General features: G+C 41.2%; 14 protein-coding genes. 13 read left to right on the plus strand and 1 reads right to left on the minus strand.

Annotated features, from left to right (window positions below; all coding sequences use genetic code 11):
- Positions 1-159: 159 nt before the first annotated feature.
- From AAGU76_RS12530 to AAGU76_RS12590, 13 genes are all read left to right on the plus strand, one after another.
- Positions 160-1,137 (plus strand): LysR family transcriptional regulator, encoded by a 978-nt coding sequence (locus tag AAGU76_RS12530; protein WP_342485848.1) that lies wholly within the window; start codon positions 160-162, stop codon positions 1,135-1,137.
- A gap of 88 nt (positions 1,138-1,225) precedes the next feature.
- Positions 1,226-1,882, plus strand: a complete 657-nt coding sequence (locus AAGU76_RS12535; RefSeq protein ID WP_342485849.1) for a YoaK family protein — start codon at positions 1,226-1,228, stop codon at positions 1,880-1,882.
- A 298-nt stretch (positions 1,883-2,180) separates the two neighbouring features.
- Positions 2,181-3,503 (plus strand): sigma 54-interacting transcriptional regulator, encoded by a 1,323-nt coding sequence (locus tag AAGU76_RS12540; protein WP_342485850.1) that lies wholly within the window; start codon positions 2,181-2,183, stop codon positions 3,501-3,503.
- 188 nt (positions 3,504-3,691) lie between these two features.
- A complete protein-coding gene (locus tag AAGU76_RS12545) occupies positions 3,692-4,564 on the plus strand; it encodes a branched-chain amino acid ABC transporter permease (protein WP_342485851.1) in 873 nt (290 codons plus the stop codon).
- A 9-nt stretch (positions 4,565-4,573) separates the two neighbouring features.
- Complete coding sequence (locus tag AAGU76_RS12550; protein ID WP_342485852.1) at positions 4,574-5,554, plus strand: branched-chain amino acid ABC transporter permease; 981 nt, start codon at positions 4,574-4,576, stop codon at positions 5,552-5,554.
- Positions 5,555-5,563: 9 nt separating this feature from the next.
- A complete protein-coding gene (locus AAGU76_RS12555; protein WP_342485853.1) occupies positions 5,564-6,334 on the plus strand; it encodes an ABC transporter ATP-binding protein in 771 nt (256 codons plus the stop codon).
- Positions 6,327-7,043, plus strand: a complete 717-nt coding sequence (locus tag AAGU76_RS12560; RefSeq protein WP_342485854.1) for an ABC transporter ATP-binding protein — start codon at positions 6,327-6,329, stop codon at positions 7,041-7,043. Before AAGU76_RS12555 ends, AAGU76_RS12560 begins: the two co-directional genes overlap by 8 nt.
- A gap of 46 nt (positions 7,044-7,089) precedes the next feature.
- On the plus strand, positions 7,090-8,226 hold the full coding sequence (locus tag AAGU76_RS12565; protein WP_342485855.1) for an ABC transporter substrate-binding protein: 1,137 nt from the start codon (positions 7,090-7,092) through the stop codon (positions 8,224-8,226).
- A gap of 30 nt (positions 8,227-8,256) precedes the next feature.
- The gene (locus AAGU76_RS12570) at positions 8,257-9,174 is read left to right on the plus strand and encodes an agmatinase family protein (protein ID WP_342485856.1); all 918 of its coding nucleotides are present in this window, start codon (positions 8,257-8,259) and stop codon (positions 9,172-9,174) included.
- A 310-nt stretch (positions 9,175-9,484) separates the two neighbouring features.
- The gene (locus tag AAGU76_RS12575; RefSeq protein ID WP_342485857.1) at positions 9,485-11,041 is read left to right on the plus strand and encodes an alkaline phosphatase; all 1,557 of its coding nucleotides are present in this window, start codon (positions 9,485-9,487) and stop codon (positions 11,039-11,041) included.
- 131 nt (positions 11,042-11,172) lie between these two features.
- Positions 11,173-12,273 carry a YibE/F family protein gene (locus AAGU76_RS12580; RefSeq protein WP_342486301.1) on the plus strand — a complete coding sequence of 367 codons (1,101 nt, stop codon included), beginning with the start codon at positions 11,173-11,175 and terminating at the stop codon, positions 12,271-12,273.
- Between the two features lie 140 nt (positions 12,274-12,413).
- Positions 12,414-12,980, plus strand: coding sequence for an N-acetylmuramoyl-L-alanine amidase (locus AAGU76_RS12585; RefSeq protein WP_342485858.1), 567 nt, complete (start codon positions 12,414-12,416; stop codon positions 12,978-12,980).
- 291 nt (positions 12,981-13,271) lie between these two features.
- Positions 13,272-14,183, plus strand: coding sequence for an MBL fold metallo-hydrolase (locus AAGU76_RS12590; protein WP_342485859.1), 912 nt, complete (start codon positions 13,272-13,274; stop codon positions 14,181-14,183).
- 133 nt (positions 14,184-14,316) lie between these two features.
- Here AAGU76_RS12590 and ade read toward each other — a convergent pair whose 3' ends face one another.
- Positions 14,317-16,110 carry an adenine deaminase gene (ade, locus tag AAGU76_RS12595; protein WP_342485860.1) on the minus strand — a complete coding sequence of 598 codons (1,794 nt, stop codon included), beginning with the start codon at positions 16,108-16,110 and terminating at the stop codon, positions 14,317-14,319.
- Positions 16,111-16,234 lie beyond the last annotated feature (124 nt).

Genomic DNA, 16,234 nt, shown 5'->3' on the forward strand with positions numbered 1-16,234 from the left:
TGAAAAACTGTGAATAGTTTAACAGTTTTTCAAGCAACCTTAAAGCATATAAATATTACATACATGTAACTGGAAGTTGAATGTAAATATTACATGTGCTACTTTTAATTGACGCCTCGTGTGTTTAGCGGTTATAATTGGAGCATTACGGAGGATTATATGATAAACAATTATAAGTATTTCCTTGTATTGTCTGAAGAACTGAATATATCAAATGCAGCTAAAAGACTTTACATTTCTCACCAGTGCTTAAGCAAATATCTTAAAGGGTTAGAAGAAAAATACGGCGTCATTTTTTTTGAAAGGAAGCCAAAATTCAGATTAACTCCTGCAGGAAGAATTATGCTAGATACTCTACGGCATATAGAATTGTCTGAGAAAAATTTGGAAAGCCAGCTGGAAGATGTTAGAGATGCCAATTCAGGTTCAATTCATTTTGGGATTACAGAAGGCCGCTATCCAATCCTAATTCCTAAATTAGTAAAAGAATTTCATGAAATTTATCCTAAGGTTGAACTAATTATTTGCAGCACAAATTCTCTTAAGATGCAGGAGATGGTACTAAATAATGAGCTTGATTTATACTTTGCAGGAGCACATAATTTAGTTTCAAATAAATTAAGTTACGACATAGCTATCAACGAACATATGTATATTGTGATTTCTGACAACTTATTAAGAGAATATTTTCCAAACGACTATCCTGAATGTAAGGAAGTTTTTATGAGAGGTGCAGATTTGCGCTTATTTCAGAAGGTTCCTTTTGTTCTTAATAAGAAAAACTTCAATTCACGTATCATCTTAAATGAACACCTAAAAGAAATTGGAGCTTCATTAAATTGCATTAACGAGTTTATCCAGCCGGACATACATCACCGTTTATGTGCTGAGGACTATGCTGCTTGTTTTTGTTTAACCATGTATCTGTCTGGAATAAATCAATTAAACCAGTTGAATCAGCTGAGCAATTATGGTTCACATTTAAATGTGTTTCCAATACTTAACTTTAATAGAGTCAATCCTCTTGCTCTTATTTATAATAAAGACAAAATATTTCCATCTTATACACAGGATATGATAAAAGTAGTTAAACGACTTTGTAACTCATATTCCAACTCTTTTATTTTAAAAGGATAGTGTTTTAAATATTTTAGTAGTATAATGGTGCCTTAAGCCAAGGTTATGAGGCTTGATATTTTTGAATTTCATGTTTGGAGGTGAATTCATGCTGAAAAGAGAATATACGCAAATGTCGGAATCGTACATGGTGGGTGCCCTGCTGGCAGTCGTCGGCGGTTATTTGGATGCTTATACATACATATCACGGGGAAAGGTTTTTGCCAATGCTCAAACCGGAAACATCGTTCTAATGGGGCTGAATTTTTCGCAGGGAAATTTCAGCGGTACTTTGCATTACTTGCTTCCCATAATAGCTTTCATTGTGGGCGTTGTGATATCTGAAGCAATTAAAAGCAGGTTCAGAGAAAATTCAGTCATTCACTGGAGACAGATTGTGGTGGCTATTGAAGTGTTTGTTCTGACAGCTGTTGCATTTGTTCCAAATGGCAGTATGAACCCAATTGTCAATGCAGCTGTATCTTTTGTGTGTGCCTTGCAGTTTGAGTGCTTCAGAAAATATACCACGACCATGTGCACCGGGAATCTTCGCAGTGCCACAGAACAGCTGTTTATATACAAGAACACAAAAAATGTACAGGCGCTTACAAACAGCATGCAGTTATATGGAATTATATTATTTTTCATTTTAGGAGTTGTACTCGGAACGCTGCTGACAAATATTTTTATGGAAAAAGCCGTATTGTTCAGCTGCATCATATTGGCTGCTGTGTTTGGAACCATGTTTATAAAAGATGTGCGTTGACTAAACTTTAATTAAAAAACATTCGACAGATAATAAGTCGGATGTTTTTTTGTTGAAATTCAGTTTATGGTATGCATATTTAAAAAAGTGTGATTCTGAGAAAACTTAAAGCCCGAAGAAGTGAAAAAGGTATAGAAAACATTGGAATTCAATATTGGAAAATTTTAATTGTGTTTCTCGAAGAACGTGCTATTATATATATAAAAATTGAAAAACATTTATATATTTAATTCGTATGATGCATGAAGTGACGAATTTTAATAATATTTTATGAAATTTTGGAACAGGGGGTATTAAGTTGGATAATAAAGGATTCAAGGATATTTTTTATGACAGTGACCTGATTCTCATAATAGACAAGAACGGAAAGGTTATGTACTACGACGATTACGATGACAACCTGAACATGCTCAAGAAGGAAAATGTGTTGGGAAGGTCTATTTTTGAACTGTATCCGTTCTTTAAGAGAGAAGATTTCACCGTTTTCAAGGCCATGGACAGAAGGGAGCCCATATTAAACGAATATCAGAGCTCCACTGTTAACGGCAACAAGAAAAACTGTATGAATACGGCATTTCCCTTGATAAATGAATCAGGCGTAATGGGCGGAATCATAATCTCCGTTGAACTGTCCGGAAATTCGTCTAAAAAGAAAAGAAAGAAAGCTACGTCCAGGTACAGCTTCGAGGATGTCATTACTGAGAACCAGGAATTCAGACAAAGTCTTGAGGTTTTAAAAAAAGTATCCATGAATGATTCCAATGTTCTCATCACGGGGGAAACGGGAACGGGCAAGGAAATCATAGCTCATTCCATTCACAGCATCAGCAGAAGAAGGAACAAGCCATTCATTATTCAAAATTGTGCTGCCATACCGAGCACCATAATGGAGAGTATACTCTTCGGAACTGCCAAAGGAAGTTTCACGGGATCCATGGACAAGGAAGGCTTGTTTGAATCGGCTAACGGGGGAACTATTTTTCTCGATGAGGTCAATTCAATACCATATGACCTGCAAAGCAAATTGCTGAGAACCATAGAAAACAAAAGCATCATGAGGGTTGGAGAAAACATAGAAAGGGACATAGACATAAGAATAATAGCATCAACAAACGAGGATCTGACAAGAAAGGTGGACAGCGGCGAGTTCAGAGCTGATTTGTTTTACAGGCTGAATGTAATAAGCTTCAACGTGCCTCCGCTGAGAGACAGAAAAGATGACATTAAGGCTCTTTTGGATTACTACATTAAGTATTACAACACCATCCTGAATAAAAATGTCACCGGTGCATCCCAGGAAGCGGTGCAGATACTGACAAACTATGAGTGGAAGGGCAATATCAGGGAGCTAAGAAATGTCATAGAATATGCATTGAATTTTTCCGAGGACAGCATTCTGGACAAGAGCAATCTGCCCCAATACCTGCAAAAATCGGTGATCCGCAGCCCGAAAAGCAGTGCAGAAGGCCAATCGCTGGCCCAGATGATCGATAGCTATGAATGTGAATTAATCAAAAATGCTCTTAAGGAATGCAGGTACAACATATTAAAGACAGCCGAGTTTTTAAAGGTACCCAGACAGACCTTGTATTACAAGCTGAAGAAGTATAATCTTGAATAATTAACTGTATGAAAATTGGTCACTGTTGATGTAGTCATAGTGGCCGTTTTTTATTTGATGATGAAAATTCAACAGTTAAGTGAAATTTATATTTTGGCACGGTTATTGCATAACATATGGTTGTAGAATTTAAAATTATATATTTTCATTTATAAATAAAAAAATAACAAAAACCAAGGAGGATATCAATGATAGTTCAACAATTGATAAATGGTTTGACTATAGGGTCTATTTACGCGATGGTAGCTTTGGGCTACACGCTTGCTTACGGAATACTCGGACTCATAAACTTCGCCCACGGAGACGTTTATATGGTCGGAGCGTTTATAGCTTACTTTTGTGTATCGGTTTTAAAACTGAACATAGTAGTTTCATTCTTCATTTCACTTGCTGTTTCAGGCATGCTGGGTGCCTTCATCGAATTCACAGCTTTCAGATCCATAAGAAACGGCTCCAGAAGTTCTCAGCTTATCAGTGCCATAGGTGTTTCAATAATATTGCAGAATACGGTAATGCTGACCATGGGATCCGACACGAAGCCGTTTCCCGAAGTTATGAAAGCTGCTGCCTATGAGTTTTCCAACGTGACGGTATCATCCACACAGATACTCATAATGGCTGTGGCGCTGACGTTCATGGCTCTTTTGTATTTCCTTATATACAAGACCAGAATAGGAATTGCCATGAGATCCACAGCGCAGGACCCGGCAATGACAAGCCTGATGGGCATTGATGTAAACAAGGTCATATCCATTACATTTTCAATAGGTGCCGTGCTCGGTGCAGCTGCCGGCATACTGGTGGGAATCTACTACAATTCACTGGTATTCAACATGGGTTCGTCCATGGGTCTTAAGGCTTTCGTAGCTGCGGTTCTTGGAGGAATCGGGAACATACCGGGAACCATGCTAGGGGGAATTGTTCTGGGGCTGGCTGAAAGTCTGGGAGCAATTCTCATATCAGCCAAGTACAAGGATGCATTTGCTTTTGTAATATTGATTCTGGTTCTTCTGTTTAAACCTACCGGGTTGTTTGGAAAGAAAGAAATTGATAAAGTGTAGGTGGACAAGGTGGATAAAATAAATTTCAGAAGATTAATTGAAAACAGCTTATTGAGCAAAATGAACAACAAAACAAAATTACTGGTTTCCTTACTGATCATGGCCATACTTCCTGTTGTGCTGGACAATAACTATGTTCTTCATATCCTGATACTTCTTGGGGTGTACGTTGTTCTGGGCATAAGCCTCAACGTGGTAGCGGGCGTCACAGGAGAGCTTGATCTGGGCCATGCAGCCTTCTTTGGCATCGGGGCCTATGTATCGAGTTTATTTGTAATCAATATTTTCAACAGCTTCTGGATCGGAATGCTGTTTGCTGGTTTAGTGTCGCTGCTGTTCGGCCTTTTGCTGGGAGTGCCTTCCTTAAGAATAAGGGGAGACTACCTGGCTATCATCACTTTGGGTTTTAATGAAATTATCCGTTATGTGCTGCTGAACATGCAAAGCGTTACAAACGGCCCTATGGGCATAAAAGGGATTCCGTCTCCATCCGTATTCGGATATGTTTTCAATACAAAGCAGCAGATGTTCTACCTCATATGGAGCTTGGTGATCATAACATCAATTGTCATGGGCAGAATAGCAAATTCAAGGTTTGGCAGGACGCTGGTCGCCATAAGGGAAGATGAAATAGCTGCAACATCTTTGGGTATCAACACTGGCAGATATAAAATCTGGGCATTTGCCATAACTGCTGCCTTTGCAGGAATTGCCGGAAGCTTTTTTGCGCATTACATGAATTTCATCAACCCCAACAACTTCACTTCCAACGAATCCATACTCATACTTTGCATGATAACGGTGGGTGGAAGGGGAAGCCTGGCAGGTTCCATCGTTGGAGTTTTGATTTTGTTCCTGCTTCCTGAATTGCTCAGGCCCATTGCAAGCTATCGTATGCTCATATACGGTTTGTTGCTGGTTGTGATGATGATTTATAAACCAAGAGGTTTTTGGCCGGAAAAAAGAGTTCCCAAGATGGTTGAAAAGTAAGGAGAGCGTATGGACATATTAAAACTGGAAGGTATAAGCAAGTATTTTAGCGGACTTAAAGCCGTTGATGACGTATCTTTCTCCATCAGTCAAGGAGAGGTATTTAGCATAATAGGGCCCAACGGAGCAGGAAAAACTACTCTGTTCAACATGATATCCGGCCACTACATGCCCACTAAAGGTAGAAAATATTTTGAAGGCGAGGATATTACAAGGCTAAGGGATTATGAGGTGGCCGGGAAGGGAATAACCAGGACGTTTCAGAACATAAGACTGTTTTCAAACCTGACTGTTCTGGAAAATGTAATGATAGGGCTGCACATAAAGCTAAAATCCAGCATATGGGACTGCATTATGAGAAACAGCAGGAACATAAAGGAAGAAAACGAGTGTTACAAGGAAGCACTGGAGCTGCTGGAAATGATAGGACTGAGGCACAAGAAGCTGGAACAGGCCAAAAGTCTGTCCTACGGAGAGCAGAGGAAATTGGAAATAGTGAGGGCACTGGCATCAAAGCCGAAGCTTCTGCTGCTGGATGAGCCTACTGCAGGCATGAACAATTCGGAGGCCAGGGAGGTTGTGGAGTTTATAAAAGAGCTGAACAAGACAGGCCTTACAATATTGCTCATAGAGCATAACATGAGAGTTGTAATGGGAGTGTCCAACAACATTGTTGTTCTGGACCACGGCGTAAAAATTGCTCATGGTACAGCTTCTGAAATTCAAAAGAACGAGCGGGTTATAGAGGCTTATTTAGGAAGGAGCAAAAAGGATGCTTAGGGTGGAAAATTTAACAGTCAAGTATGGCGGAATTGCAGCCGTAAGGGATGTTTCCTTTGAAGTCGAAAAAGGGAAGATCGTCGCTTTGATAGGAAACAACGGTGCCGGCAAAACCAGCACGCTGAAGACCATTTCCGGCCTTGTTCATCCGGCCGGAGGGCATGTTTTCTTTGAAGGTAACGAAATTACAGGCATGAAGCCTCATGAGATAGCTAAAATGGGTTTGATTCACATTCCCGAGGGGAGGCATATTTTTCCTAACCTTACCGTAAAAGAAAATCTTATCATGAGCTCATACTCAAGAACAATTTCAAAGGTAGAATTTCTTGAAGAGATGAATGAGGTTTTAAAAAACTTCAAGGTTTTGAAGGAGCGTGAAAATCAACTGGCAGGAACGTTGAGCGGAGGAGAGCAGCAGATGCTGGCTATTGTCAGGGGAATGCTGCAGTCGCCGAAACTGCTCATGCTTGATGAGCCTTCAATGGGACTGGCACCGCTGGTGGTGGAGGATGTGTTCAATATAATCAGAAGCATAAATAAAAACGGAACCACGGTTCTGGTGGTGGAACAGAATGCGCAGGTGGCCCTTTCTGCTGCAGACTACGGCTACGTTATGGAGGTGGGAGAGATTATTCTTCAGGATGATGCCAAGAACCTTCTCTCCAATTCACAGGTCAAGAAGATTTACCTGGGAGAAAATGATGATTAAATGTCATTTTATATAAATCAAAATCAAATACAATAGGAGGGTTAAAATGAAAAAAATATTAGTTTTTATTATGATCATGGCTTTGTTGCTGTCAGCTGTTTTGACAGGATGTTCGTCAGGTTCTCAGGACAAGGAGCCGGACACCATAAAGATAGGTGTTGCTTCACCGTTTACAGGTGATTACGCTCAATTTGGAGATTACACAAAAGACGGTGTGGAATTGGCGGTTGAAGAGATCAACGCAACCGGCGGAGTACTCGGCAAGCCGGTTGAAATAGTTTACGGTGATGATAAGGGAGATTCAAAAGAAGCTGTCAGTGTTGCACAGAAGTTTGCAAGCGACAAAAACATAGTCGGCATTGTAGGCCATTTCTTCAGCGGAGCCACACTGGCTGCAGGACCCATCTATCAGCAAAATAAGATACCTACAATAGCTATGGCGTCAACTAATCCAGAGGTTGCCAACATCGGAGATTATGTGTACAGAATTAACGTGGGAGATAACTACCAGGGTTCCGAATTGGCGGAAATATTGAAGGAAGAAGGATACAACAAGGTTTCAGTAATCTATGACAACAGCGATTACGGAAAAGGCGTATCAGATGTATTCACTAAGAGTTTCACAGACCTTGGCGGTGAAGTACTGTTCAATGAGACTTACCTTGGCGGTCAGGATAAGGATTTTTCTCTCATATTGACCAAAATCAAAAACAGCGACACTGAAGTTATTGTGCTGGTAAGTTACTATACTGAGGCTTCTCTGATTATCCAGCAGGCAAGAAACCTGGGAATCAAAGCTCCTTTCTATGCCAGCGACAGCTTGTATACCGATGACTTTTTGACACTGGCAGGAGAGGCTGCAGAAGGCACTCATGTTGTATGCTACTTCCACGAGTCTGACCCCAGCGAAGCAGCACAGGAATTTGTAAAAAAATTCGAAGCCAAATATAACAAGAAGGTGGATTCTTGGTCTCCATATGTATATGATGCAATGAAAGTAATGGCTGATGCCATAAACAGAGCAGGTTCAACAGACGGTACAGCAATAAGGGACGCAATAGCTGCAACGGCTGACTTCCAGGGGGCAACAGGTGTTACCAACTTCCAGGGAGCCAGGGAACCGGTTGGAAAAGACCTTATTATTTTAATAGTAAAAGACGGAAAGTATGTGGTTGAAAAATAAAAATCTACTATTTGGTAAAGAAGGTATAAGATGAAAATCAAGTATAAGAACAAATTCGGAATTATGGGAATGACCTATGATACGGCGACTTCCAAAGGATATCCGGGAGCAAGATACGCTCCGGAGCAGATCAGAAAATCCCTGCAGTGGATAAAAAACAGGGTTGAAGACGGGAAGCTGTTTGATGTTGAAGCTAACAGGCTCATAGACATGTCCAAATTCGAAATAAAAGACTTTGGAGATACCAGTCAGATAAGCAGGTATGACAACAAGCAGGCACTTGATGAGATAAAAAACAACATTGACAAGATTTATAGCGAAGGGTACGCACCTATACTTCTGGGCGGAGACCATTCAACGGGATGGCCAGGCATAAAGGCTCTTTATGACAACACAAAGGGCAGCATAGGCATAATTCATGTGGATGCCCATCTGGACCTTGTGAAGGACTCGACGATTCAGGGTTTATATTCAGGAAGCAGTCAGATGAGAAGAGCCTCGGAGCTGGACAGGATAAATCCTAAAAACTTCGTGCAGGTAGGCATGAGGAGCTACAATTCGCCGGAACATTACCATTTCATCAAGGACAGCAACATAACCCTCATTCCTGCAAATCAGGTTTTCGAGACGAGCATTGAAGAAACTGCGAAAAAAGCCATAGAGGTTGCTTCTGACGGAACGGATCACATTTACATGTCCATAGACATAGACGTGTTGGACAGCGCATTTGCCCCAGGTTCAGGTGCAAATGAGCCTGGCGGCCTCACAAGCTATCAGCTGTTCAAGTTCGTGAAGCTTGTGGCTCCTTACGTGGATGCAATTGACATAGTTGAAGTGAATCCCATGACTGACTTCAATAACATGACCAGCATAGTGGCTTCAAAACTGCTGTTCGACTACATCACTTCAAATTACTACGCCATTGAAGAAAAAGACTCTTTGCAATGATGCAGGAAGACATAAGACTGTAACAGCTTCTCAGCATATTATGGATGTGCGATGTATTGACGGAAGCATTGACGTGTAAATCATTAATAAAATAATATTACAGTAAAAGCTCATTTCCTTGTATAAGGCAGTGAGCTTTTTAGTTTTCTGAATTGTTTGGAAAATGATGCGGAAAAATATAAGAGTAAAGTCAGCTAAAAGTTTTAGCAATTTATTTTCAAAATAATTACATTTCTTTTACAATTAAGCCATTGTGACTATACATTTCTCCGATAGAATTGCCCTGCAAACAAAAATATTGGAGGAAATTATGAAGAGAGTATTATCTTTTGCACTATGTTTAGCAATGATTGCAGCAGCTGTAACAGGCTGCGCGTCGGTGGACGCCGGTACAACCGAACAGCAGAAACAGGCGGAGGCTGCAAAAAAGGTAAGCATCGAACTGGCTTCAAAGACAGAACTAAATAAAAAACCAAAATACATATTCATGTTCATAGGGGACGGCATGAGCTATGCACAAATAAATTCGGCTCAGGTTTATGAAGGAAACAACAAGTCCGGTGAGGTTGAACTTGAGCTGCTTAACTTCACTCAGTTCCCTGTAGCAGGAGTGGCTACTACTCAAGACTCCACATCATTTTGTCCTGACTCGGCGTCAACCGCTACTTCACTGGCAAGCGGAGTAAAGACACACAGCGGAACAATCGGCTTGGAAGCTGACAAGGAAACAGTTGCACCCACCATAACAGAACTTCTGAAGGAACAACGAAACATGAAAATAGGAGTTGTGACCAGCGTAACAATAAACCATGCAACTCCTGCTGCCTACTATGCACATACAGTATCGAGAAATAATTACTATGATATAGCAATGCAGATGGCAGATTCAGGGTTTGATTATTTTGGAGGCGGCTCCATAAGCAAAGCTACAGGTGCAAACAAGGACCAGCAAAGTGCATATGAGGTTCTTGAGGAAAAGGGCTATACCATAGCAGATACAAAGGAAGAAATAATGTCTCTGAGCAACCAGTCAGGAAAGGTTTATGCTGTAAGCCCTGTGCTGCAGGACAGCGGTGCCATGCCATACTCCATCGATGTGAAAGAAGGAGATTTGCAGCTGGCTGACTTCGTGAAAAAGGGTATTGATGTAATGGACAACACTAACGGATTCTTCCTGATGACCGAATCGGGAAAAATTGACTGGGCTGCTCATGCCAATGATGCGAAGTCTGTTATTTCCGATGTGCTTGCATTCGAAGATGCCATTCAGGTTGCAATAGATTTCGGCAAGAAACATCCAACAGAAACATTGATCATAGTAACAGGCGACCATGAGACAGGCGGTATGTCCATCGGATATGCGGCAACAGGATATGACACTGCCTTTGACATACTGGACAATCAGAAAATTTCCTATGTTGCTTTTGATGAGCTGATAAAGAGCATGAAAAAACAGGATGCGGACGGATTGACCTTTGATGAGGTTATGCCTGTTATAACTGAAAACTTCGGACTTGTTGCTCCTAACGGAATAGATGAAAAAGCAGCCGGCTTAGAAGTTAATTCGCTGGAAATGACTGCAGGAGAGTATGACAGATTGATGGATGGATTTGATGAGTCCATGAAGGAAGCCAAAACAAACAATGACGAAACGTACCTCCTTTACGGAGGATATGATCCATTATCGGTAACACTGACTCATATCATTAACAACAAGGCTGGAATAGGCTGGACATCCTATTCTCACACAGGTGTTCCCGTAGCCGTATATGCAACAGGAGTAGGAGCTGATATTTTCAGCGGTTCTTATGATAACACAGACATATTTGACAAGCTTGTTCAATTGACTAAAATAAAGGTTGATTAGCAGGATGACTGATATCGGCCGGATTTATCCGGCCTTTTAATGAAAGGATGGTACTGAGCAACGTGTTTATAACAACCAGAAAAGAACTTATATTTACTGCCTTGTTTCTTCTTTTGATTTTTATCCTGGCCATGATACCCACCGGTTTTGAAAAACAGATTTATGTAAATTCTGAAGGGGTTCGTGCCAGGGTGCTGTCGGTTGACAATTCAGGTATGTATAAAACAGGGTTGGTCACTCAGGGGGGGCAAAACTGTGAAATAGCAATAGAAACGGGTTCTCACAAGGGGGAAAAGGTCAAAGGAGTCAATTTGTTTGTGGGCAAGTATGAATTCGACAAGGTTTTCGAAAAAGGGGACATGGCATGGGTTCTTTTGGAGTTTGACAGCAACGGCAGTGTGATATATGCCAATATGATTGACTATTACAGAATAAACAAACAGATTTTCCTCATAGGACTGTTTGTGTTTGGCATAATTTCATTTTCAGGATTTACGGGGGTGCGCACACTGCTGTCCTTTGCTTTTGCAGTTCTGAGCATATGGAAGGTGTTGATTCCTTCCATGCTGAAGGAATACAACCCTTTATTGATCGGACTGGTGGTGGGAAACACACTGACCGTCACAACACTGCTTCTGGTGGCAGGATTTACAAAAAAAGCATATGCGGCAATACTAAGCTCTATGGGATGTTCTTTAATAACCGCATTGATGGCCGTAGCTTTTACGCGATGGTATAAAATAGACGGTACAGTTATGCAGTGGTCTGAGTCGCTGCTCTACACAGGCTTTATGTCACTGGACCTCACAGCCATATTCCAGGCAGGAATTTACCTAGCGTGTTCAGGGGCAATACTTGACCTTTCCATTGACATATCCGCGGCGCTGGAGGAAATAGTTAAAAACAATCCTGATATCAGCAGGGTTGAACTGATAAAATCAGGACTCTCCATTGGAAAGTCGGTTGTGGGAAGTCAGACGACCACACTGCTTTTGGCATACATGGGAAGCTATATATCAGTTATGATGGTTTACATGGCCCAGGGAACGCCCATGCTTAACATTCTCAATTCCAAATCCATCTCAGCCGAGATACTTCACACATTTGTGGGATGCTTAGGACTGGTAATGGTTTCACCCCTCACTTCACTCATATGCGGGCTGATGTTTGAACATTCAGAAGAATATAAAATCAGGTCGGCAGACTTAAATGAGACCGCATCAGATATCTGATATTATATTTTCAGCCATGATAATAAGGGATGAAAAAACAATTCATCGACTAAATATTTTAATACACAATCATACACATCTCATCATATTATGACCTAGAGTACACATCAAATAGAATCTAATATGAAAGGAAGTTTATAATGGCTATTAAGATATTCATAGATCAAGGGCATAACCCTGTAAATCCCAATGCAGGTGCTGAAGCATTCGGATATAGAGAACAGGATATTAATTATGATGTGGGTGTAAGACTGGCGGCTCTTCTCAACAGCAATCCAAATTTTGAGGCAAGGCTTTCCAGAAACACTCCTACAGAACAGTTGGGCGTAAGTACCACCACAAGCCTTCAGACAAGAGCAAGAATGGCAAATGAATGGGGCGCTGATTTTTTTATAAGCATTCATAGCAATGCCAGCACCAATCCAGCTGTCAGGGGAAGCGAAGCTTATGTGTACAGTTTGAATACTCCGGCATCGGAAATGGCGGCTCGTATTTTGCAAGGGCTCTATTATTTGACGCTGTTACCAAACAGAGGAGTTTTTGAAAATCCCGGATTATATGTGCTGAGAGCAACAGATATGCCTTCTGTATTGGTTGAAATGGGTTATATGACGAATCCCATAGACATTAATATGCTTACCACCGATCCTGAAAGCTTTGCCAAAGGCATATATTATGGCATACTTTTTTACTATGACTTGATGTAGCGTTTCAAGTTTAGAATATAATTACACACCAGTGAAAAGCAGTATTGGAATGGAAAAAGTTGACAACGCAAACCGAATTTTTATGACATCAAAGTAAGCGGGCTGTTGTTCGGCAGTGAATAGTAAATGGTCAAAACGCCTGGCTGGTTGGCTTTGCTCAACCACCCATTTTTTTATATGAGGAGAAAGAAATTGGAAACGTATCCAAACAACGATCACATTTAACAACCGTTTGACAAAATGAGTATAATATATTATTATCAGTTTGAAAATGATGATTTGGAGTTGAACATGAATATAATCCAGGTAAAGGACAATACATACTGCATAGATGTGGGAATGTCCTATGTCCCTTTTTATAAATTGAATGAAAAAGACATTATAATGCTTGACTCGGGAAATATTGATGAAAGAGAAATCCTGCAATATGCAATTGAGGAAAATGGATTCAATCTTAAGGGTATTCTCTGCAGCCACGGTCATCCGGACCATATTGCAAGCAACCAGTATTTCAAGGACAGATACGGCTGTCTGATTGGCATGCCCATGTACGAGGCGCAGATTTGCAGTTCGGCCATGAATCTGAAGGCATACTACAACAACAACACTCTTACCGAAATAAGAGAGAAGTATGGTTACATGCTGTTTGAAACGGATGTGTACATTACGGACAAGCAACATGAAGTTAATTTTTGCGGTGCTGACTTTAAAATCATGCATACTCCTGGACACAGCCCGTCTCACATATGCATAACAACTCCCGACAATGTGGGTTATGTGGGCGATGCTCTCATAAGTTATGAAATAATTGAAACAGCAAAGATACCTTTTGATTTTGTGCTGCTGGAGGATTTGAATAGCAAGGACAAACTTCTGAGCCTTGACTGCAGCAGGTACATTGTTGCACACAAGGGGATTTATGAAGACATTACAGATTTGATTGCCGACAACATAGCTTTTTATATTCATAGGGCTGAAAAGACTTTTGAGCTCATAAAAGGGAAAATGACCATGGGTGAAATAGTCAAGGAAGCAGCTAAGAGTTTTGAGGTAAACATCAGCAACATATACAAGTATGACCTTATTTCCAGAATGCTTAGATGCCATGTGGACTATCTCTATGAAACCGGAAGAATCAGACTGTCCATTGACAAGGGATTCCGTAAATATGAGAGAAAAGAAGATATAAAGGACATAATATAAATTTTGGACAGAGCCATTATTTATCACATGATACAAGGGTTCTGTCTTTACTAGATATGATGAAGCCCGCATACATTATGTTGGGTAGAATAAACATAAGGCACCATGGATTTCATCTATGGCGCCTTTTTTATTAAAGCACGAACATTTCCAATATTTTTTGTTCCAGCACATCCACCATGCCCAGATCAGACATTTTAACCTTGGGAATTACGGGCAGCGCAAGAGTGGCAATCCTTAAAAGAGGATTTTCTTTCTGGGTCAAACCTAATGTCCTTAAGGCACGTTTCATCCTGTCTGCATCTTCAGCCAGCAAGCTGCACGATTTGTGGGACATCAGCCCACCGATTGGCAATGCCAGCGTCTCCAGAACTTTTCCATCCTTGGCGCAGCTTATGCCTCCGCCGCCTTCCATAATGCTCCTGGCAACTTCAAAGGCGTTTTCAGGATTGTCATACACAATGGTCAGGTTGTGGCTGTCGTGAGATACAGTGCTTCCTACGGCACCGAAATGGGTACCGAAGTTTCGGACTATTCCATAGCCCTTGGTGTCAAAGCCCTTGTGTCTGTTGATAACCACAGCATACTTCAGTTCGCTGTTTGACAGGTCCACATACCCATCCTTAACAGGAAGTTCTTCGATTTGGATGTCTGTTTCTGAAGAATTAAAGTCCTTGTAACAGATTACCCTTGCCTTCACTTTACCATCTGAAGCTGAACAAGGAGTTTTTATTTTAAAGTCTTCAACCTTCAAATCATCTATGTAAATAGTGTTTTCCTTCTCCAGCATAAATTCCATGTTTTCAATTACGGCAGTCAGTCTTCCTTCTTCTGCCACCAGTTTTCCGCCGAAGAAAACTGCAGAAGGAACCAGTTCCTCCAGAGACTCAGTCAGCACCATGTCAGCAGCATAGCCCGGTGCTATGGCTCCAAGGTTTTTCGCGCCGATTTCCCTCGCCACGTTTATTGTGGAGCATTTGACGGCATCAATGGGATGAAGGCCGCAGCTGACTGCCTTTCGTACCACATCGTTCATGTGGCCAACGCTGAGGATGTCTTCAGGTTCCCTGTCGTCGGTGCAGAGTGTAAGTGTATCGAAATATCTGAAGTTTTTCACACCATCAAGAATGGTCTTTACATTTTTTGTTATGGAGCTTTCTCTTGCGTCAATGTACATTCCTGAGCGCATTTTTTCCCTGGCTTCCTGTGAGACGGTGCACTCGTGATCGCTGTTAGGTCCGGCGCATAAGTATGCTGACAGTTCCCTGCCGCTTAAAAATGGAGCGTGACCTTCTAAAAACAGATTTCGTTCTTCCACAGCCTTAATTATACTGATCATTCGCTCATCGTTGTTGATTACTCCCAGAAAATCCATGACCTCTGCCAGACCTATGACTCTGTCCAGGTCAAGTAACTCACGTACTTCTTTTTCCAGGAATACTGCTCCTGAATTTTCAAGGCCTGGCACTGCCGGCACGCAGGAAGGTATTAAAATTAACTGGCGCATGGGAAGGTTGCTGCTGTTTTCATGCATGTACCGAACCCCTTCTGTCCCGCAAACATTGGCTATTTCGTGGGGGTCTGTAACCATGGTTGTGGTGCCGTGAGGAATGACAGCCTCGGCCAGATGCCTGGGAGTCATCATGGTGCTTTCTACGTGAGCGTGAGCGTCAATGAAACCCGGAATCAGATATTTTCCCTTCGCGTCATAGGAATATTCTGATTGCAATTCTTTTTCTGAAATGTTCAAATTATCGGGATCACATTGTATATGAGCGATAAAACCATCATATATACCCACATTGCCATTGTATATTTCTCCTGTAAACACATTTACAATCCGGGCATTTTTTATGACCAAATCGCAGGGCCTTTTTCCCAGGGCTGCTTCAGTCAATGCCCTTCTGTCACGGGGCTTCACTATCATAGAATACTCCTTTTTTGTTTTATTTTTCTATTATAATAATACACTGGGGCTGATTTGTAAACAAGGTTATTGTCAGGCACATGGATTTTGTTGAAATATAAAAACGCAGCTGTCCGCCTGCGGA

The sequence above is a fragment of the Sedimentibacter sp. genome, assembly GCF_038562225.1.
Lineage (GTDB): Bacteria > Bacillota > Clostridia > Tissierellales > Sedimentibacteraceae > Sedimentibacter.

Coding starts and splice junctions, on each gene's coding strand:
- AAGU76_RS12530 (WP_342485848.1), top strand. CDS start 160: ATGATAAACAATTATAAGTATTTCCTTGTATTGTCTGAAGAACTGAAT.
- AAGU76_RS12580 (WP_342486301.1), top strand. CDS start 11,173: ATGATACCCACCGGTTTTGAAAAACAGATTTATGTAAATTCTGAAGGG.
- AAGU76_RS12545 (WP_342485851.1), top strand. CDS start 3,692: ATGATAGTTCAACAATTGATAAATGGTTTGACTATAGGGTCTATTTAC.
- AAGU76_RS12555 (WP_342485853.1), top strand. CDS start 5,564: ATGGACATATTAAAACTGGAAGGTATAAGCAAGTATTTTAGCGGACTT.
- AAGU76_RS12560 (WP_342485854.1), top strand. CDS start 6,327: ATGCTTAGGGTGGAAAATTTAACAGTCAAGTATGGCGGAATTGCAGCC.
- AAGU76_RS12535 (WP_342485849.1), top strand. CDS start 1,226: ATGCTGAAAAGAGAATATACGCAAATGTCGGAATCGTACATGGTGGGT.
- AAGU76_RS12590 (WP_342485859.1), top strand. CDS start 13,272: ATGAATATAATCCAGGTAAAGGACAATACATACTGCATAGATGTGGGA.
- AAGU76_RS12565 (WP_342485855.1), top strand. CDS start 7,090: ATGAAAAAAATATTAGTTTTTATTATGATCATGGCTTTGTTGCTGTCA.
- AAGU76_RS12585 (WP_342485858.1), top strand. CDS start 12,414: ATGGCTATTAAGATATTCATAGATCAAGGGCATAACCCTGTAAATCCC.
- ade (WP_342485860.1), bottom strand. CDS start 16,110: ATGATAGTGAAGCCCCGTGACAGAAGGGCATTGACTGAAGCAGCCCTG.
- AAGU76_RS12575 (WP_342485857.1), top strand. CDS start 9,485: ATGAAGAGAGTATTATCTTTTGCACTATGTTTAGCAATGATTGCAGCA.
- AAGU76_RS12570 (WP_342485856.1), top strand. CDS start 8,257: ATGAAAATCAAGTATAAGAACAAATTCGGAATTATGGGAATGACCTAT.